17 protein-coding genes are annotated in these 17,321 nt (G+C 63.9%); 8 read left to right on the top strand and 9 right to left on the bottom strand.

Annotated elements, in window-relative coordinates:
- Positions 1–49 precede the first annotated feature (49 nt).
- The 3 genes from ACVOLS_RS13865 to prmB form a co-directional block, all read right to left on the bottom strand.
- Complete coding sequence (locus tag ACVOLS_RS13865; protein ID WP_481546071.1) at positions 50–1,102, bottom strand: 2-hydroxyacid dehydrogenase; 1,053 nt, start codon at positions 1,100–1,102, stop codon at positions 50–52.
- Complete coding sequence (gene aroC, locus ACVOLS_RS13860; protein ID WP_481546070.1) at positions 1,095–2,192, bottom strand: chorismate synthase; 1,098 nt, start codon at positions 2,190–2,192, stop codon at positions 1,095–1,097. Before aroC ends, ACVOLS_RS13865 begins: the two co-directional genes overlap by 8 nt.
- A gap of 74 nt (positions 2,193–2,266) precedes the next feature.
- Positions 2,267–3,196: a 50S ribosomal protein L3 N(5)-glutamine methyltransferase gene (gene prmB, locus ACVOLS_RS13855; protein WP_481546069.1), complete on the bottom strand. Its 930-nt coding sequence runs from the start codon at positions 3,194–3,196 to the stop codon at positions 2,267–2,269.
- Between the two features lie 215 nt (positions 3,197–3,411).
- On the opposite strand from prmB, the gene ACVOLS_RS13850 reads away from it, so the two are divergent.
- Positions 3,412–4,059, top strand: coding sequence for an SCO family protein (locus ACVOLS_RS13850; protein WP_481537440.1), 648 nt, complete (start codon positions 3,412–3,414; stop codon positions 4,057–4,059).
- On the top strand, positions 4,056–4,898 hold the full coding sequence (gene asd, locus ACVOLS_RS13845) for an archaetidylserine decarboxylase (RefSeq protein ID WP_481546068.1): 843 nt from the start codon (positions 4,056–4,058) through the stop codon (positions 4,896–4,898). Before ACVOLS_RS13850 ends, asd begins: the two co-directional genes overlap by 4 nt.
- Positions 4,899–5,046: 148 nt before the next feature.
- On the opposite strand, the gene ACVOLS_RS13840 is transcribed toward asd, so the two are convergent.
- A complete protein-coding gene (locus ACVOLS_RS13840; protein WP_481546067.1) occupies positions 5,047–6,624 on the bottom strand; it encodes a transglycosylase SLT domain-containing protein in 1,578 nt (525 codons plus the stop codon).
- Between the two features lie 123 nt (positions 6,625–6,747).
- Here ACVOLS_RS13840 and ACVOLS_RS13835 point away from each other — a divergent pair, with 123 nt between their 5' ends.
- Entirely contained in the window at positions 6,748–8,253 is a 1,506-nt protein-coding gene (locus ACVOLS_RS13835) for a helicase HerA-like domain-containing protein (RefSeq protein WP_481546066.1), read from the top strand.
- A 78-nt stretch (positions 8,254–8,331) separates the two neighbouring features.
- Complete coding sequence (locus ACVOLS_RS13830; protein WP_481546065.1) at positions 8,332–9,597, top strand: tetratricopeptide repeat protein; 1,266 nt, start codon at positions 8,332–8,334, stop codon at positions 9,595–9,597.
- Between the two features lie 20 nt (positions 9,598–9,617).
- On the opposite strand, the gene ACVOLS_RS13825 is transcribed toward ACVOLS_RS13830, so the two are convergent.
- Positions 9,618–11,066 (bottom strand): rhomboid family intramembrane serine protease, encoded by a 1,449-nt coding sequence (locus tag ACVOLS_RS13825; RefSeq protein ID WP_481546064.1) that lies wholly within the window; start codon positions 11,064–11,066, stop codon positions 9,618–9,620.
- A 103-nt stretch (positions 11,067–11,169) separates the two neighbouring features.
- On the opposite strand from ACVOLS_RS13825, the gene greB reads away from it, so the two are divergent.
- A complete protein-coding gene (gene greB / locus ACVOLS_RS13820) occupies positions 11,170–11,670 on the top strand; it encodes a transcription elongation factor GreB (protein WP_282266597.1) in 501 nt (166 codons plus the stop codon).
- Here greB and ACVOLS_RS13815 read toward each other — a convergent pair.
- Both ACVOLS_RS13815 and rimO read right to left on the bottom strand, forming a co-directional pair.
- Positions 11,657–12,496: a DUF3025 domain-containing protein gene (locus tag ACVOLS_RS13815; protein ID WP_481546063.1), complete on the bottom strand. Its 840-nt coding sequence runs from the start codon at positions 12,494–12,496 to the stop codon at positions 11,657–11,659. The genes greB and ACVOLS_RS13815 overlap by 14 nt on opposite strands.
- Complete coding sequence (gene rimO, locus ACVOLS_RS13810; protein ID WP_481546062.1) at positions 12,493–13,854, bottom strand: 30S ribosomal protein S12 methylthiotransferase RimO; 1,362 nt, start codon at positions 13,852–13,854, stop codon at positions 12,493–12,495. The genes ACVOLS_RS13815 and rimO overlap by 4 nt, the downstream gene beginning before the upstream one ends.
- Positions 13,855–14,174: 320 nt before the next feature.
- Here rimO and ACVOLS_RS13805 point away from each other — a divergent pair, with 320 nt between their 5' ends.
- From ACVOLS_RS13805 to ACVOLS_RS13795, 3 genes are read left to right on the top strand one after another with little or no spacing between them, the layout of a single operon-like run.
- Complete coding sequence (locus tag ACVOLS_RS13805; RefSeq protein WP_481546061.1) at positions 14,175–14,834, top strand: dienelactone hydrolase family protein; 660 nt, start codon at positions 14,175–14,177, stop codon at positions 14,832–14,834.
- The gene (locus tag ACVOLS_RS13800; RefSeq protein ID WP_481537628.1) at positions 14,831–15,253 is read left to right on the top strand and encodes an HIT family protein; all 423 of its coding nucleotides are present in this window, start codon (positions 14,831–14,833) and stop codon (positions 15,251–15,253) included. The genes ACVOLS_RS13805 and ACVOLS_RS13800 overlap by 4 nt, the downstream gene beginning before the upstream one ends.
- A 31-nt stretch (positions 15,254–15,284) precedes the next feature.
- Entirely contained in the window at positions 15,285–15,452 is a 168-nt protein-coding gene (locus ACVOLS_RS13795; protein WP_170183049.1) for a LiaI-LiaF-like domain-containing protein, read from the top strand.
- Between the two features lie 71 nt (positions 15,453–15,523).
- Here ACVOLS_RS13795 and dcd read toward each other — a convergent pair whose 3' ends face one another.
- Together dcd and apbC are read right to left on the bottom strand one after the other, a co-directional pair.
- Positions 15,524–16,096, bottom strand: coding sequence for a dCTP deaminase (gene dcd / locus ACVOLS_RS13790; protein WP_481531679.1), 573 nt, complete (start codon positions 16,094–16,096; stop codon positions 15,524–15,526).
- 175 nt (positions 16,097–16,271) lie between these two features.
- Positions 16,272–17,123 carry an iron-sulfur cluster carrier protein ApbC gene (gene apbC / locus ACVOLS_RS13785; RefSeq protein WP_481546086.1) on the bottom strand — a complete coding sequence of 284 codons (852 nt, stop codon included), beginning with the start codon at positions 17,121–17,123 and terminating at the stop codon, positions 16,272–16,274.
- Between the last annotated feature and the right edge of the window lie 198 nt (positions 17,124–17,321).

Below are 17,321 nucleotides of genomic sequence, written 5' to 3'. Positions count from 1 at the left end.
ACATCGAGCCAGGTTCGGGGAACCTCCAGCGCACGGCTGCCGAGGCTCCCTATCGTTTTTTGTCGTCGACTTTTTTGCCGGCCACGGCAAGGCGCGCGGTGCCGTTGTTCAGCAGTTCGGTATTGATGGCATTGGCCGGCTTGCCCGCATCCGGGCCAATGCCAAGGCCAGCCAGCAGGTTGTCCACCGCCACCTGCACCATTGCCCGGCGCGTGGCCAGCGATGCGCTGCCGATATGCGGGGTGAGCACGATGTTGTGCAGCGCCAGCAGCTCCGGGCGCACGTTCGGCTCGTTCTCGTAGACGTCGAGCGCGGCCGAGGCCAAGCGACCATTGGCCAGCGCGTCAACCAAGGCCAGCTCATCGACAATGCCGCCACGGGCGATGTTCACCAGTGTGGCCGTCGGCTTCATCTTCGCCAGCGCGGCGGCATTGATGATGTGGTGGTTCTGCGCGGTGTACGGCAGCACCAGCACCAGGTGATCGACGCTGGCCAGCAGTTCATCGAAACCGACATAGCTGGCACCGACTGCCTGCTCCTGCTCGGCAGGCAGCTGCGAACGATTGTGGTACAGCACCTTCATACCGAAGCCATGATGACCACGGCGGGCAATGGCCTGGCCGATCCGACCCATGCCGAGGATGCCCAGGGTGCTGCCATGCAGATCGGCGCCGAGCATGGTGGTGAACGACCACTGCCCCCACTTGCCGTCGCGCAGCCAGCGGTCGGATTCGACGATGCGGCGGGCGGCCGCCATCAGCAGCGAGAAGCCGAGGTCGGCAGTGGTTTCTGTGAGTACATCCGGCGTGTTGCTGGCAACGATGCCGGATGCATTCAACGCAGGAACATCAAGATTGTTATAGCCGACGCCAACGTTGGCAATCATCTTCAATGCGGGCGCATTGGCGATTTCGGCCGCACCGATGCGTTCGTTGAGCGTGATCAGGACGCCATCCATGCCGGCCAGATTCGCACTGAGGCTGGCACTGTCGTGTTTGGTGACCGTGGACGTGGAAACCACATCACAGTGCACCGCCAACTGCGCGACGGTGTCGTCGAACAGGGGCTGCGACACCCAGACGCGGGGCCGTTGATCAGCCATCGAGCTGGCCCGGGATACGCGGGCTCATCTCGCCGACATCGCCACATTGGGCGCGGTGGCGCATGGCCTGGTCCATCAACACCAGCGCCAGCATCGCCTCGGCGATGGGGGTGGCACGGATGCCGACGCAGGGGTCGTGGCGACCGGTGGTGATGACTTCCACCGCGTTGCCTGCCGTATCCACGGTGGCGCCGGGCAGGCGCAGGCTGGAGGTGGGCTTGAGCACCATCGAGGCGACGATCTGCTGGCCGGTGGAGATGCCACCCAAGATGCCGCCGGCATGATTGGACTGGAAGCCCTGCGGGGTGATCAGGTCACGGTGTTCGGTGCCCTTCTGCGCAGCGCTGGCGAAGCCATCGCCGATCTCCACGCCCTTGACCGCGTTGATGCTCATCAGCGCGGCAGCGATATCGCCATCGAGCTTGCCGTAGATCGGCTCACCCCAACCCGGCGGCACGCCATCGGCAACCACGGTCACGCGCGCACCGACCGAATCACCGGACTTGCGCAGCGCATCCATATAGGTTTCCAGCTCGAGTACCTGGTTGGCATCGGGCCAGAAGAAGGGGTTGTCTTCGACCACATTCCAGTCAAAACCGGCCGGGGTGATCTCGCCAAGCTGCGACAGGTAGCCGCGCACGCTGACGCCGAAACGCTGCAGCAGCCACTTCTTGGCGACCACGCCGGCGGCCACGCGCATGGTGGTTTCACGCGCCGAGGAACGGCCGCCACCGCGCGGGTCACGGATGCCGTACTTCTGCCAGTAGCTGTAATCGGCATGGCCCGGGCGGAACTGCTGGGCGATGTTGCTGTAATCCTTGCTGCGCTGATCGGTGTTGCGGATCAGCAGCGCGATAGGCGTACCAGTGGTGCGGCCTTCATAGACCCCGGACAGGATCTCGACTTCGTCGGCCTCTCGCCGCGCGGACGTGTGACGGCTCTTGCCGGTGGCGCGGCGCTGCAGATCGTGGGCGAATTCTTCGGGGCTGATTTCCAGACCGGGCGGACAACCATCGATCACGCAGCCGATGGCCGGCCCGTGGGATTCACCGAAGGTAGTGACGCGGAGGAGTTGTCCGAATGTATTCAATGCCGTTGTGCTCTTGCGGTTACGCCTGCCGTTGCCGTCATTCCGCCAACGCGGAATGACGGCAAAAGCGTGACTCAGGAACGTGCAGCTGCCAACTCGGCGATGCGTGCGTGGTGCGCACGCAGCTCAGCCGCTTCGACAGCAAAGATGCCCATCTGCCCGACCTTGAACTCGATCCAAGACATGTAGACCTCCGGCAGCAGCTTGATCAGGTGCTGCTCGGAATCGCCTACTTCGCAGATCAGCAAGCCGTCTTCGGTCAGATGGTCCGGGGCATCGCGCAGGATCTTCAGCACCAGGTCCAGGCCGTCATCGCCGGCGCGCAGGGCCAGGTCTGGCTCGTGCTGGTATTCCTTCGGCAGCGCGTCGGTCTCGTCATTGGTGACGTAGGGCGGATTGGTGACGATCAGGTCGTAGACGCGGCCCTGCAGGCCAGCGAACAGGTCGCTCTTGACCAGCTCCACATTGTGGGCGAGCAGGCGTTCCTTGTTCTCCACCGCCAGCGACAGCGCGGCATCATTGACGTCGCTGCCGTCCACCTGCCAGTTCGGGTAGTAATGTCCCATCGCAATGGCGATGCAGCCCGAGCCAGTGCACAGGTCCAGCGCACGGCTGACGTCACGCCCGGCCAGCCACGGCTCGAAGCCGCTGAGGATCAACTCGGCGATCGGCGAGCGCGGCACCAGTGCGCGCGAGTCGCTCTTGAAGCTCAAACCCGCGAACCAGGCCTCTCCGGTCAGGTAGGCTGCCGGCTGCCGCTCGTCGATGCGACGCTGGAACAGCGCCAGCACCTGCTGCCGCTCTTCCAGCAGTACCCGCGCCGTGCCATAGGCCGGGCCGAGGTCCGGTGGCAGGTGCAGGCTGTGCAGGGTCAGCTGGGTCGCCTCGTCCAGGGCATTGTCATAGCTATGGCCAAAGGTCAGGCCAGCAGCATTGAAACGGCTTGCGCCGTAGCGGATCAGATCGACGATCGTTTGGAGTTCAGCGGCCGCTTCGGCAGTCATGGCAATACGGAAATACTTGAAAGGTCTGCGATTATAGGCACCTGGCCGGTATATTGATTGCCAAGTTGCAGCCGAAACTTCGGCAATGGCCCTCCAAAGGGGCGCAAACGCCCGCCCAACGGCCGGGGTGTACGCCTGCAATCCCCTACACTCCCGTATCCCGCCCTCGGCGGACCTCCCGTCCCGCCGCCGTATCCGAACGGAAGCCCGCGCGCATGTTCAATCGAAATACCGGCATCATCCTGGCCATCGCCCTGGCCGCCGGCCTCGGCCTGCTGTTGGCGCAGAAGGTCTTCGGACCCTCGAACAAGGGCACGGACGGCACCAGCAGCATCATTTTCTATGGCACCCCGCGCACCCTGCCCGACTTCGACCTGGCCCAGTCCGACGGCACCCGCCTGATCCCGGGCGAGCTACGCGGCCATTGGACCCTGGTATTCCTGGGCTTCACCTCCTGCCCGGACGTCTGCCCGACCACCCTGACCGAGCTGGCCCAGGCCCAGAAGCAGTGGGAAACCATTCCGGACAGCCTGCGCCCGCGGGTGGTGCTGGTCTCGGTGGACCCCGAGCGTGATACCCCGAACCGTCTGGGCGAGTACGCCCACGCCTTCCACAAGGACACCATTGCCGCCACCGCCGACGTGCCCTCGCTGGAACGTTTTGCGACCTCGCTGGGCATGGTGTTCCAGAAAGCACCGGGCAAGCATTTCGAGCAGAACCCGGACGACTACAGCATGGACCACTCCGCCAGCATCGCCGTGCTCGATCCGCAGGGCCGGCTGGCCGGCCTGATGCGCCCCCCGTTCAACCCGCAGGCGATTGCCAGCGACCTGAAGAAGCTCACCGAGAAAACCGCACCATGAGTCTGGTTACAAGCCTCACCTACGTATTGCCGCACCGCCTGCTGTCTTCGATGGCCCGTTCGCTGGCCTATTCGCAGAACCCGCGCATCTCGCGCTGGCTGATCGACACGGTGTCGAGCAAGTTCAACGTCAATCTGGGCGAAGCGGCCAATCCCGACCCGCGCAGCTACCCCAGCTTCAACGCCTTCTTCACCCGTGCGCTGAAGCCCGGCGCACGCGTGGCCGCGGCCGATCCGCGCACCCTGATCATGCCGGCCGACGGCCGCATCAGCCAACTTGGCCCGATCGAAGATGGCCGCATCTTCCAGGCCAAGGGCCAATCATTCACCGCCGCCGAGCTGCTGGGCGACGCCGCCGACGCGGTGCCGTTCAACAACGGCCTGTATGCCACCGTCTACCTGTCGCCGCGCGACTACCACCGCGTGCACATGCCGTGGACCGGCACCCTGCGCGAGACCGTGCACGTGCCCGGCCGACTGTTCAGCGTCGGCACCGATGCGGTGGCCAATGTACCGCGTCTGTTTGCCCGCAACGAACGCCTGGTCTGCCATTTCGACACCGATTTCGGGCCGATGGTGCAAGTGATGGTCGGCGCGCTGCTGGTCAGCGGTGTCGAGACCGTGTGGAGTGGCGAGGAGATCCCCGCCTACGGCGACCGCATCACCCGCAAGGACTGGCGTGGCAAGGGCATCACCCTGGAACGCTTCGCCGAGATGGCGCGCTTCAATTACGGCTCAACCGTGATCGTGCTGTTGCCGCCGGGCGTGGCGGATTTTGATCCATCGCTGACCGCCGAGAGCCCGGTGCAGCTGGGCCAGGCGCTGGCGAAGCTGCGCTGACAACCTCGCAGTCGCGGCGGAAGCGGCGTCATTTTGTAGGAGCGGCGCTCCCGCAATCTGGTGATCCATCTGCTTCGCGGCTCACGCCGCTCCCACAAAAGCAGAGCCAGCACATACAACAAGGGCGCCTTTCGGCGCCCTTGTTGGTTCAACGACCGCAGCCTTCCAGCTTCAAGGTTTGCCCTGGCTTGAGGGCATAGGCCGGTGCGCGCAGGCCATTGGCGCGAGCCAACGCTGGCACTTCGCACTGGAAGCGGTTGGCGATGGCACCCAAGGTGTCACCGCGGGCAACCTTGTAGCTGCGTGCTACCCGCCGTGCCGGTGCGGCCGGGCGCGGCGCCGGTGCCACGACAGGTGCAGCAGCCTGCGCTGCCTGCATCGCCTGTACATCACCTACCGCCACACTGCCGGTAACCGTTGCTGCCGATGGGCGCTTGATCGCCGCGTTCAAATCGGCAGTGATCAAGGCACGCGCCAGATCTGCACGCGGGCCACTGACGCAATAGCGGTTGTACAAACCGGCAATGCGAGTGGTGACGTTGATGGTGGTTCCGCCCGGAATCCAGCCATCCGCCTCGTAGCGCGGATTGAGGTTGCGCAGCGCGCGCATGTAACCGTCACGCGTGCCGGTGCTGCCCAGGCAGATCGTCAGCTCGTAAATGGTGGTCGACTTGGCCAGGCGGATCGTCGCCGGCTGTGCGTTGAGTTTGGGGAACTCGACGCCGTACTGCTGCGGGTGCAGGAAGATCCACGCCGCCGCGATCACCATCGGCACGTAGTCCTTGGTCTCACCCGGAAACTGGTTGTACGAGGTATCGGTCCAGAAGCTCTGCCCGCCGGTTTCGCGGTAAATGCGCGCAGCACGGCCTTCGCCGCCGTTATAGGCCGCCAAGGCGTACTCGATGTTCTTGTTAAGCCCACGCATGCGCTCGTTCATGTAATCGGCACTGGCACTGGCAGCGCTGCGCGGATCAAAGCGGGTGTCGAAGCCGGTGCCATCCGGGCCCAGCCCGAAACGGCGGCCGGTTGCCGGCATGAACTGCATCAGCCCAGCCGCGCCGACGCGCGAGGAGGCATGCACGCGACCATTGGATTCCTTGGCCATGATGCCGAACAGCAATGCCTCGGGCAGGCCATCCTTCTCCCACTCCGGCCACATGACACCACGCAGGTTCATGTAGTTCTCGTAGCTGGTCAGCAGCGAGGGCCGCATATCGGTAAGCCAGCGACGGATGCCGGCGTGGATCGCCGGGTTGTACTCGACCATGTCGTCGAAGGCATGCCGGTGATCGTTGAGCAGGGCCGCCGCGCGGGCAGCTTCAGGCACATCGGCCACCAGCGGCGCGATATGGTCCGGATCGGCCTCCAGCGGGCCACCGTCCTCCTCCTGCGCCTCGCCGCTGGCATCGGCCCGCTGCTTGAGCAGGCGTTTGTAGGTGGCCAACAGATTGCTGACCTGGCAGCCCTTCTGCGCGATGCAGGCACTGATCACGTCCTCCATGTCTTCCAGTGCGGCGTCACCCTCGGTGGTGCCCTTGGGGTCGGCATTGGCAACCAGCACCAAGGCATCGCTGTAGCGCTTCTCGGCCGCCGTCATCCGCGCCTCGATGGCATCAACCTTGACCTTGTCACGGGCGGAGATCGCCTGGGCGGCCGGAACCACGGTCAACAGCGAAGTCGCAACCAACATCGACCAGGCACGAGCAGAAAACAGGGATACGGGCATCAGCAGCACTGCATGACAAAGGTGAGGCAGGGTAGCTGGCAGACAGACCCGGGGGCAACATTGCCACCGCGGCGATACAGTCGGCCGTTAGAATCCTTCCTTCATTCACCAATGAGTGCCTCCATGGACCCGATCCTGCTCGGCAAAGGCGTCACCGACGACATCGCCGTCACCCTGCTCCCGCGCTTCGGCAACCGTCACGGCCTTGTGGCTGGTGCCACCGGTACCGGCAAGACGGTGACCTTGATGACGCTGGCCGAGGGGTTCTCGCGGTTGGGCGTGCCGGTATTCATGGCCGATGTGAAGGGCGATGTGGCCGGCCTTGCGGTTGCTGGCGAAGGCAGCGAAAAGCTGGCCCAGCGCGCCGCCGAGATCGGCGTCGATGGCTTTGCCCCGGCTGCCAGCCCGGTGGTGTTCTGGGACCTCTACGGCAAGCTCGGCCATCCAGTGCGCACCACGGTCAGCGAAATGGGCCCTACCCTGCTCTCGCGGATCCTGGAGCTCAACGACACCCAGTCCGGCGTGCTCGACATCGTGTTCAAGCTGGCTGATGACCGTGGTCTGCTGCTACTGGATCTGGACGACCTGCGCGCCCTGCTCGGCCTGGTCGCCGAGGAACGCAAGGACATCTCCACTGAATACGGCCTGGTCAGCGCGCAGTCGGTAGCCGCGATCCAACGCTCGCTGCTACGCCTGTCGCAGGACGGCGGCGAAGCCTTTTTCGGCGAGCCGGCGCTGGAGCTGGCCGACATCATGCGGGTCAACCACGATGGCCGCGGCGTGGTCGGCATTCTTGCCGCCGCGCAGCTGATCCTCAAGCCGCGCCTGTACTCCACCTTCCTGCTGTGGCTGCTGTCCGAGCTGTTCGAGCAGCTGCCGGAAGTGGGCGACCTGGAGAAACCCAAGCTGGTCTTCATCTTCGACGAAGCCCACCTGTTGTTCGACGATGCACCGCCGGCACTGGTGCAGCGCATCGAGCAAGTGGTGCGATTGATCCGCTCCAAGGGCGTGGGCGTGTATTTCTGTTCGCAGTTCCCGGATGACGTGCCTGGCAACATCCTCGGCCAGCTCGGCAACCGCGTACAGCACGCGCTGCGCGCCTTCACCCCGCGCGACCAGAAGGCAGTCAAGACCGCGGCCGAGACCTTCGTGCAGAACCCCAAGCTCGACGTGGTCGCCACCTTGTCGCAACTGGGCACCGGTGAAGCACTGGTCTCCACCCTGCAGGACAAGGGCATTCCCTCGCCAGTGCAGAAGACCCTGATCGCGCCACCACGCTGCCGGATGGGCTCGATCACCGATGCCGAGCGTACACAGGTGCGTGCCGGCAGCCCGGTCGGCACCCGTTATGACACCGCCGTCAACCGCGAATCCGCTGCCGAGCTGCTGGCGCAGCGCGCGGAGAAAGCCGTCGAGCAGGCGCAGGCCCCGGCCGCGCGCACCCGCCAACAGGACGAAGAACAGGAAGGTGGATTCGGCCAGAGCATCAAGGACGCCATCTTCGGCACCAAGCGCCGCCAGGGCATGATCGAAACCATGGCCAAGCAGACCACCCGTACCGTCGGCACCAAGCTGGGCAACCAGATCGTACGCGGCATCCTGGGCAGCATCTTCGGCGGCAAGCGCTGAGTGTCTCAACCGGGCCGGCCCATTGCCGGCCCGCTGTCGCAGCAGCCACAATCAGCCCCTGACTCACGGGGGAATGTCATGGAAGACCGCAAGCGTGGCGCGAATGCGCAACGCCTACAACCGTTCTGGCAACGACTGCCTGCGATCACGCTCTATCCTGTGCGTGGCCCGGCACTGTACTCGCTGATCGCACTCACCCTATGCACCTTGCTGACCTGGCTGCCAGCCATTGTTTGGCTGCTTGGCATCGTCACCTGGGTGGCGATCTACCGCTATGCCTTCGAGATCCTGCGCGAAACCGCAAACGGACGCATGGCCTCGCCGGAGAACACCCTCAATAGCAGCGATGGCACCGTCATCCGGCTATTGGGGTTGATGATATTGATGGGTATCTTCGTGGTGACGGTGGCGATCTTCACCGGGCCCGTGATCGGCCTGCTGACACTCGGCGCGGTCGTCTTGCTGCAACCCGGCTGCGTGATCTCGCTGGCCATGGATGGCAGCCTGCGCCACGCTGCCAATCCAGTCACTTCGATCACCATCGCCCTCCGCATCGGCTGGCCCTACCTAGCGGCCTTCCTGCTGCTGTTCGTCATCCAGGCCAGCGCATTGACCGCTGGTCAATGGCTGCACGGCTTCATGCCGCCCATCATTGGCGAACTCGTACTCAGTTTCTTCAGCATCTGGGGCTTGTTCAGCGCCTTCCATCTGCTCGGCTATCTGGTCTACCAATACCACGATGCGCTGGGCTTCGAGCCGGAGGGTACGCATGACGCCTTTACACGGCATGACCCGGACCAGAAACTGCTCGATGAAGCCGAACACTTCATCCGCGAAGGGCAACCGGATGCCGCGCTGGATGTGCTACGTGGCTCGGTACGCTCGCGCGCAGTCAGCCTGCCGGTACACGAGCTGTACCAGCGCCTGCTTCGCCGCAAAGGCGCATCGGATGCTTTGCGCGAACATGCCCGCCAGTACATCAGCCGCCTGCTGATCGAGAAGCAGGAGCGCGAGGCGATGAACGTGCTGCGCGACATGCTTGAGGTCGATCCGGATTTCATCCCGGCCGAACCGCAGCAGGCAGCGCATCTGGCCGAACGCGCCCGCCTCAGCGGCCAGCTGCAACTGCAGATGGATACCTTGCGCGCGATGTTCAAGGCATGGCCGCGCGCACCTGAAGCACCACAGTGGGCCTTGCAGGCCGCCTTGTTGCTGGGCGAACGCTACAACCGCGACGCTGAAGCACTGCAACTGATCGAAGAGGCGCTGCAACGCTGCGAAGACGATGAGCAACGCCGCAAGCTCGAGGCCGCCAAGACCGCATTGCAGGTCAGCCCGGCCTGAAAGCGACTGCGGCAGGACGCTTAGTCGTTCTCCAACAGGAACCGAGCCTTGCCAGCTTGTGGCGTGGCCGAAAAGCGCTGCTGCAGCAGCTCCAGCAAGCGTCGGCGCTGTGCATGCGCATGGGCCTCGCCATGCCGCAACGCCAGCCGCAGCCAGCCCTGCGCCTGCATCTCACCGGACAATTGGATGGCCTGCTCCCACACGGCTTCAGCCTCCAGCAGCCAGCCGGCCTTGAGGCAGCGCTCGAACGCAGGCTGCGCAAGCTCGGCAACCCCGCCATCGGCCAGCAGCTGCTTCACGATGCCGCGCTGTGCAGCGAGAGCGGACGCATCATCCGCATCCAGCCGCAATACGTCGGCAGCGCGCGCCCGCATCTCGGCGATCTTGCCGGCATTGGCAGCCACCCGATAGCGCGCCAGTGCAATATCCAGTCGGTGTGGTTGTTCGGCCGCCAACGCACTCAGTACGCGCTCGGCAGCCGCATTTTCAAGACGACCCATGTAGTGCTGGGCCTGCTCCCAGCGCTGATCGCTGACCGACACTTCGGTGTCGTCAGCCATATAGTCTTCGCGGGTCTGCCGGGTCAACACCAGCACGCCACCCAGCAGCGCACCGCAGATCAGACCACCGGCGTGCGCGTCGAAACCAATGCCAGCTTCATCATTGGTCAGCAGGTTGAACACTTCCCATCCCAACCACAGCGGCAACAGCCAGATGGCCGGCGCACGCACGTAGTCGAAGATCACCCCGAACCAGTAGAAGAAGCGCACTGGACGCATCCCCCAAACCACGCAGAACGCCCCCATCACCGCTGCGATCGCACCGGATGCGCCGAGCCCACCGCCGACTTCGCCCCAGCGCCATAACACGCTGGCGACGCTGGAGCCCACCGCCCCCAACAGATACAGGCCCAGAAAGCGCCAGCCGCCGAGCGCACCTTCCAGCAGCAAGCCCAACACCACCAGGAACAGCATATTACCCAGCAGGTGCATCACGCTGCCGTGCAGGAACGCAGCCGACAGCAATCGCCGCGGCGACCATTCCGAGCTGCGCAGGATATGGCGCAGGGTGAATACCTGATCCAGCTGCGTCTGGTACTCGCGCCGCAGCGGTGCCCAGGTGGCCCGCTGGTCTTCCGACTCGAAGAGGCCACCATCCTCCAGCGCCTGCTGGAACGCGACATCACTCAAGGTCGCCATGCCAACGTAGCGCCCCCGCTGCTCTGCAGGAATTGATTCCAGTTCGGCCAAGGCATCACCGTGCGCAGTCAAACGCAGATGCTTCTCGTAGGCGGGCAGCTCGTACTCGGCCAGCCCGGACTGCTGGTACCAGTCCTGCGCCGCCTGCACCTTCTGCTCATCACCAGCCTGCCAGGCGAAGAATACGTAGACATTGATCAGCACCAGCAGCACGGTTACCAAGGGCAGCGTGCTCAGGTTGAGCGGTTTGTGCAGCGGCAGGATCAACATCGGCCGGACTTCCTTGTCAGAGAACGCAGAGCTTCAGCCATGGATTGGCCTTGCGCAAGCAAGCCCGGCTACCATGCCGGCATCCACGCAACGCATGACCGCAATGAGCCGCTGGCGTCCTCCTGCAGAAAAAAGCACCGCCCTGATCACCGCCCAGGGCCATGCCCGGCTCAAGGCCGAGCTGGATGAATTGTGGCGGCAACGTCGGCCGGAAGTGGTCAAGGCGCTGGCGGCCGCCGCCGCCGAAGGTGATCGCTCGGAGAACGCCGAGTACACCTACCGCAAGAAGCAGCTGGGCGAGATCGACCGCCGCGTGCGCTACCTCAGCAAGCGGCTGGAAGCCCTGCGTGTGGTCGACACCACGCCCAGCGATCCGGAGGCCGTGTTCTTCGGCGCGACGGTGGAGCTGGAGAATGTCGATTCCGGGCAGACCGTCATCTACCGGATCGTCGGCCCCGATGAGACCGATGCACCGGCTGGTTGGATCAGCATCGATTCGCCGTTGGCGCGGGCATTGCTGAAAAAGCGTATCGACGATGAGTTTGCCGTGGAGCTGCCGAGCGGCCTGACCCGATTCGCGATCATCGACGTCAACTACGGCTGAGCCTGAGCGGCACCGGATAGGCGCGACCTTCGCGTAACGGACGGAAGTAATCGGTCAATTGGTAAAAAGCCGCATCTTGGGACGCATGCCAACCGGGGATGCCGGCCAGCGGTAGTGGACGCAGCTCGGCGGGGTCCGCAAGCAAGCTGGCGTCTTCGATTGCTGCAGCCACTGCGGCCACGCAGGCCACGTCGTCATTGCCAACGACCACCAGGCACTTTCCGACGAGAAGGCGTTCGGGCAGCAACGCCTGCTCCATCAGCGCATGGCCAATCACCGCGCAGACCGCGATATCGCCTGCGCGCCATCCATCCGGATTGAACAGCGTTGACCAGTCATGCCGATCCCATGCCGCCAGCACGCCCGCATCGCGAACACGCACGATCAGCCCGGCTTCATCGAACTGGGTCAATGCAGCCTGCGCGCGATTGCGCTGGCTTGCCCCCATCACTGCGATATGCCGGCACTGCTGCGCGTTGAGCGCGCGTTTGATAGCGAAGTGACGTGCCCACACCATCGCGTTGAACAGGTCATGCCAGTTCTGCTCGCGGGTGGCGATACGGCCCTGTGCAATACGCTGCTCGTAGTGCAGGCCATCAGCCAGCAACGCCTCGTCTTGGGCGACAAAGCGCTTGTCTTGCACGGGCAACTGCACAGTGAGTGCATCGATGCCCGGCCAATCGGCAGCTCGCATCAACGCCTCGAAATCACGGAAGTCCGCGAACAGCGGATGATCAAAGCACTGCGATTCAACCTGCCCGCGCAATGGCGCTACAAAACGACGCCGGCTCACGCCGGCATCGTTTGCGGCCGCTTTGGTGGTCACAGCACCTTGAGGTCGAACGGTGCCGCCCTGGTTTCGATCAGGGCGTCGCCGAACAGATCATGCTCGTCGCTGTCGGTGATCTCGACGTTGACGAAGTCACCGACGCGCAGCTTGGCCTCAACAGCATTCTGGATATGCACCAGACCGTCGATCTCCGGCGCATCGGCCTTGGAGCGGGCGACGGCGATCCCGTCTTCAATGCCATCAACCAGGCACTGCTGCACGCTGCCGATCTTGCTTTCAAGCCGGGCGGCGGAAATGGCGGCCTGCTTTTCCATGAAACGGGCCAGACGCTCCTGCTTCACTTCTTCCGGCACCTGGTCCGGCAATGCGTTCGCGGTTGCACCATCCACCGGCGAGTAGGCGAAGGCGCCGACGCGATCGAGCTGGGCGGTATCAAGGAAATCGAGCAACTGCTCGAACTCGGCATCGGTCTCGCCCGGGAAGCCGACGATGAAAGTGGAACGCACGGTGATGTCCGGCGCGATCTCGCGCCAGCGCAACACCCGCTCCAGGGTTTTGTCTACCGCACCCGGGCGCTTCATCAACTTGAGGATGCGCGGGCTGGCGTGCTGGAACGGGATGTCCAGGTACGGCAGGATCTTGCCCTCGGCCATCAACGGCACCACGTCGTCGACGTGCGGGTACGGATAGACGTAGTGCAGGCGGGTCCAGGCATCGAGCTCGGACAGGCCTTCGCACAGCGCCTTCATGCGCGTGGCGTATTCCTTGCCGCGCCAGGTACCCGGCGCGTACTTGCGGTCCACGCCGTATGCCGAGGTGTCCTGGGACACCACCAGCAACTCGCGCACGCCGCCCTTGACCAGGCGCTCGGCCTCGCGCAGCACCTCATCGACCGGGCGCGACACCAGGTCGCCACGCATCGAGGGGATGATGCAGAAGCTGCAACGGTGGTTGCAGCCTTCGGAAATCTTCAGGTAAGCGTAGTGACGCGGAGTCAGCTTGATGCCGTAGTCCGGCACCAGGTCGACGAACGGATCGTGCTTGGGCGGCAGTGCGGCATGCACCGCTTCCATCACCGTGGTGTAGTCCTGCGGACCGGACACCGACAGCACGTCCGGGTAATGCTCGCGGATCATGTCGCCCTTCTTGCCCAGGCAACCGGTGACGATGACCTTGCCGTTCTCGTTCATCGCCTCGCCGATCGCATCCAGCGATTCGGCCACGGCCGAGTCGATGAAGCCGCAGGTATTGACCACCACCACATCGGCCGAGTCGTAGGACGGCACGATGCTGTAGCCCTCCACCCGCAGCTGGGTGAGGATGCGCTCGGAATCGACTAGGGCTTTCGGGCAGCCAAGGCTGACGAAGCCGACTTTGGGGTTCAGCTGGGACATGATCTGGAAATCCTGGGGCCGGGCCGGAATGGCAGCGAGGCCGGAAAGCCGGGCAGTATACCGGGCCTGTGCGGCCTCGCCCTGCGGCTGGCTTAATACGTGAGAGAGCTGATAATCAGTCTCATCGCGGGAATTCCTAGCCGACAAACCCGCTTGAGCCCCTCTCCCGCTTGCGGGAGAGGGGTTGGGGTGAGGGGAAGCTCTTGGCAAGGAAACCTAAAGGCTATTAAAGCTCCCCTCATCCGCCCCTGCGGGGCACCTTCTCCCGCAGGCGGGAGAAGGAACACCGCCTTTCGACGTATCAATCCGGAGCCTCCCCCATGCCCAACTGGATCACCCTCCCCACCCCACTCGGCCCCGTCCGCGCCTGGCAGGCCCTGCCCCCGGGCACTCCGCGCGCCGGCCTGGTGGTAATTCAGGAAATCTTCGGCGCCAATGCGCACATCCGCCATGTCGCCGAGCAGTACGCCGCCGAGGGCTATGCGGTGCTGGCGCCCTCCTTCTTCGACCTGATCGAACCGGACCTGCAGCTGGACTATGACGCCGCAGGCGTCAGCCGCGGCAAGGCTTTGGTCGACGAATTGGGCGTGGACCGCGCGGTAACCGTGGTTGAAGCCGCCGCTGCTGTGCTGGCGCCCTATGGCAAGGTCGGCACGGTCGGCTATTGCTGGGGCGGCACCATCGCCATGTTGGCTGCGCAACGGCTGCGCTTGCCGTCGGCCAGCTACTACGGCGCACGCAACGTGCCGTTCCTGGATACAGCGTTCAAAGCCCCGGCGATCTTCCACTTTGGCGACCAGGACGCCTCGATCCCGGCCGCCGCCGTTGCAGCGCACCGTGAAAAGCAACCCGACTTGCCTGTATATGTCTATCCAGCCGATCACGCCTTCAACCGCGAGGTCGGCATGCACTACCACCCAGCCAGCGCCGACCTGGCGCGCGAACGCACCTTGGCCTTCTTCAGCGAGAACCTGCGATGACCGAAGTTGTGACGTCCGATTTCGTACTTGATACCCGCCTTGCCGCCGACAGTGTATTGATTGCCGATGGCCCCCTGTCGCAGATCCGCCTGATGAACGACGACCGCTTCCCCTGGGTCGTACTGGTCCCGCGCGTACCGAACGCCAGCGAGTGGATCGATCTGGACGGTGCCCAGCAGCGCCTGTTACTTGCCGAGATCAACCAGATATCCCAGCACCTGAAGCACAAGCCCAATGTCAGCAAGATCAACATCGGCGCGCTGGGCAACATCGTGCGCCAGCTGCATGTACACCTGATTGGCCGCAACGAGAACGACGCTGCCTGGCCTGGCCCGGTCTGGGGCAGCGGCAAGGCACAGCGCTTTGACCCGGAGGTACTGGCCCAACGTGTCGAAATCTGGCGCCAGCGGCTACGATAAGCACCTTCCCCCTTACGGACTCCGCAAGCCGATGCGCTCCAATCTGATCGCCGCCCTGATCCTGATCATCGTTGGCCTGTTCTTCCTGGCCAAGAACCTCGGCTGGATCAACGGCAACATCGGCACCATGCTCGCCACCTGGTGGCCAGCCATCCTGGTGGCCGTCGGCATCGGCATGTTGTTTGGGCGCGGCAAATAAGCCGCCCGCCGGATCCTGCATAAACAAAAAGGCGCCTGACGGCGCCTTTTTCATTTCAGCCCAGGCCGCACTCAGGTGCGCGGCAGGGTAACGCCGGTCTGGCCTTGGTACTTTCCGCCGCGATCCTTGTACGAGGTCTCGCAGACGTCGTCCTTGTCGGCCTGGAAGAACAGCATCTGTGCCACACCTTCGTTGGCATAGATGCGTGCCGGCAACGGCGTGGTGTTGGAGAACTCCAGCGTCACATGGCCTTCCCACTCCGGCTCCAAGGGGGTGACGTTGACGATGATGCCGCAGCGCGCATAGGTGCTCTTGCCCAGGCACACCACCAGGGTGTCGCGCGGGATGCGGAAGAACTCCACCGTGCGTGCCAGCGCGAACGAATTCGGCGGGATGATGCACTCATCGGCCTCGATGTCGACAAAGCTCTTCGGGTCAAAGTGCTTGGGGTCGACGATGGTCGAGTTGATGTTGGTGAACACCTTGAACTCACGCGAGCAACGTACGTCGTAGCCATAGCTCGAGGTGCCGTAGCTGACGATGCGCTGTCCATCCACCTGCTTGACCTGGCCGGCTTCGTACGGCGCGATCATGCCGTGCTGTTCGGACATTTGGCGGATCCAACGGTCGCTCTTGATGCTCATTCAGTGATCCTGTTCACGTTGTGCCGCAGCATGCCTGCGGCCGGGGGTGGTCGATTCTAGCCTAGAGCCGGCCAAGGGCCGGCAAGCAATCGCCTGCCAGCAACTTCTGTACATTCAATCTATATGAGAAAGGCCCGCATAACGGGCCTTCTCTGCTGCCGACCAGGCAGCGGCCTCAGATCAAAGAGGACAGGATAGGAATGCTGGCGCGCGGGCGCTTGGCCAATTCCACCGCCATCCGCTGCGCCGCGGCCATATAGGCATTGGCCGCGGCCGAATCGGGCTGCGCAACCACGATCGGCGCACCCACATCGCCCTGCTCACGAATGCCGATGTCCAACGGCAGCGAGCCCAGCAACGGCACTCCGTACTGCTCGGCCATGCGCTGGCCGCCGCCCTCGCCGAACAGATGCTCGACGTGGCCACAGTTGCTGCAGGTATGGACAGCCATGTTCTCGACGATGCCGAGCACAGGAACCTCGACCTTTTCGAACATATTCAATGCCTTGCGCGCATCCAGCGTGGCGATGTCCTGCGGCGTGGTGACGATCACCGCGCCGGCCACCGGGATCTTCTGCGACAGCGTCAACTGGATGTCGCCGGTGCCCGGCGGCAGATCGATCAGCAGGAAATCCAGGTCGCCCCACAGCGTGTCGTTGAACAGCTGGGTCAGCGCGGAAGTGGCCATCGGACCGCGCCAGATCATCGGGGAGTCCGGCTCGATCAGGAAACCGATCGACATCGCCTCGACCCCGAAAGCCCGCAGCGGCTCGATGGACTTGTTGTCCGGGCTCTCCGGCCGCCCGCTCAGGCCAAGCATGGCCGGCACGCTGGGGCCGTAGATATCGGCGTCGAGTACGCCGACCTTGGCGCCCAGCGCTTTCAGCGCCAGCGCCAGGTTGACCGCCGTGGTGGATTTACCCACCCCGCCCTTGCCCGAACCGACCGCAATGACATTGCGGATGCGCGGATGGGGGGAAAGCCCCTTTTGCACCTTGTGGGCACTGCCCAGCGGAATCGACCGGATCACTACAGCCTCTACTTCATTGGTTCGGCGCGAACTATAGCGCGATGCGCAGAGCCACCATCTGTCCGGCATTTGCCGACTCCAACAACAAACTTTGCTGATTTATGTACTCATGAGCATAGGCTGAACACTTGACCTTTAAGGTTAACCTTGTGTTAACTTGGAGTTACCGGCAAATGAAACTTTTAGCACCGGAAC

It is taken from the genome of Stenotrophomonas sp. STEN038 (genome assembly GCF_056759895.1).
Note: the sequence above shows the minus strand (reverse complement) of the source record. Positions and strands in the feature narration are given on the sequence as shown.

Coding starts and splice junctions, on each gene's coding strand:
- ACVOLS_RS13865 (WP_481546071.1), bottom strand. CDS start 1,102: ATGGCTGATCAACGGCCCCGCGTCTGGGTGTCGCAGCCCCTGTTCGAC.
- prmB (WP_481546069.1), bottom strand. CDS start 3,196: ATGACTGCCGAAGCGGCCGCTGAACTCCAAACGATCGTCGATCTGATC.
- ACVOLS_RS13850 (WP_481537440.1), top strand. CDS start 3,412: ATGTTCAATCGAAATACCGGCATCATCCTGGCCATCGCCCTGGCCGCC.
- asd (WP_481546068.1), top strand. CDS start 4,056: ATGAGTCTGGTTACAAGCCTCACCTACGTATTGCCGCACCGCCTGCTG.
- ACVOLS_RS13840 (WP_481546067.1), bottom strand. CDS start 6,624: ATGCCCGTATCCCTGTTTTCTGCTCGTGCCTGGTCGATGTTGGTTGCG.
- ACVOLS_RS13835 (WP_481546066.1), top strand. CDS start 6,748: ATGGACCCGATCCTGCTCGGCAAAGGCGTCACCGACGACATCGCCGTC.
- ACVOLS_RS13830 (WP_481546065.1), top strand. CDS start 8,332: ATGGAAGACCGCAAGCGTGGCGCGAATGCGCAACGCCTACAACCGTTC.
- ACVOLS_RS13825 (WP_481546064.1), bottom strand. CDS start 11,066: ATGTTGATCCTGCCGCTGCACAAACCGCTCAACCTGAGCACGCTGCCC.
- greB (WP_282266597.1), top strand. CDS start 11,170: ATGAGCCGCTGGCGTCCTCCTGCAGAAAAAAGCACCGCCCTGATCACC.
- rimO (WP_481546062.1), bottom strand. CDS start 13,854: ATGTCCCAGCTGAACCCCAAAGTCGGCTTCGTCAGCCTTGGCTGCCCG.
- ACVOLS_RS13805 (WP_481546061.1), top strand. CDS start 14,175: ATGCCCAACTGGATCACCCTCCCCACCCCACTCGGCCCCGTCCGCGCC.
- ACVOLS_RS13800 (WP_481537628.1), top strand. CDS start 14,831: ATGACCGAAGTTGTGACGTCCGATTTCGTACTTGATACCCGCCTTGCC.
- ACVOLS_RS13795 (WP_170183049.1), top strand. CDS start 15,285: ATGCGCTCCAATCTGATCGCCGCCCTGATCCTGATCATCGTTGGCCTG.
- dcd (WP_481531679.1), bottom strand. CDS start 16,096: ATGAGCATCAAGAGCGACCGTTGGATCCGCCAAATGTCCGAACAGCAC.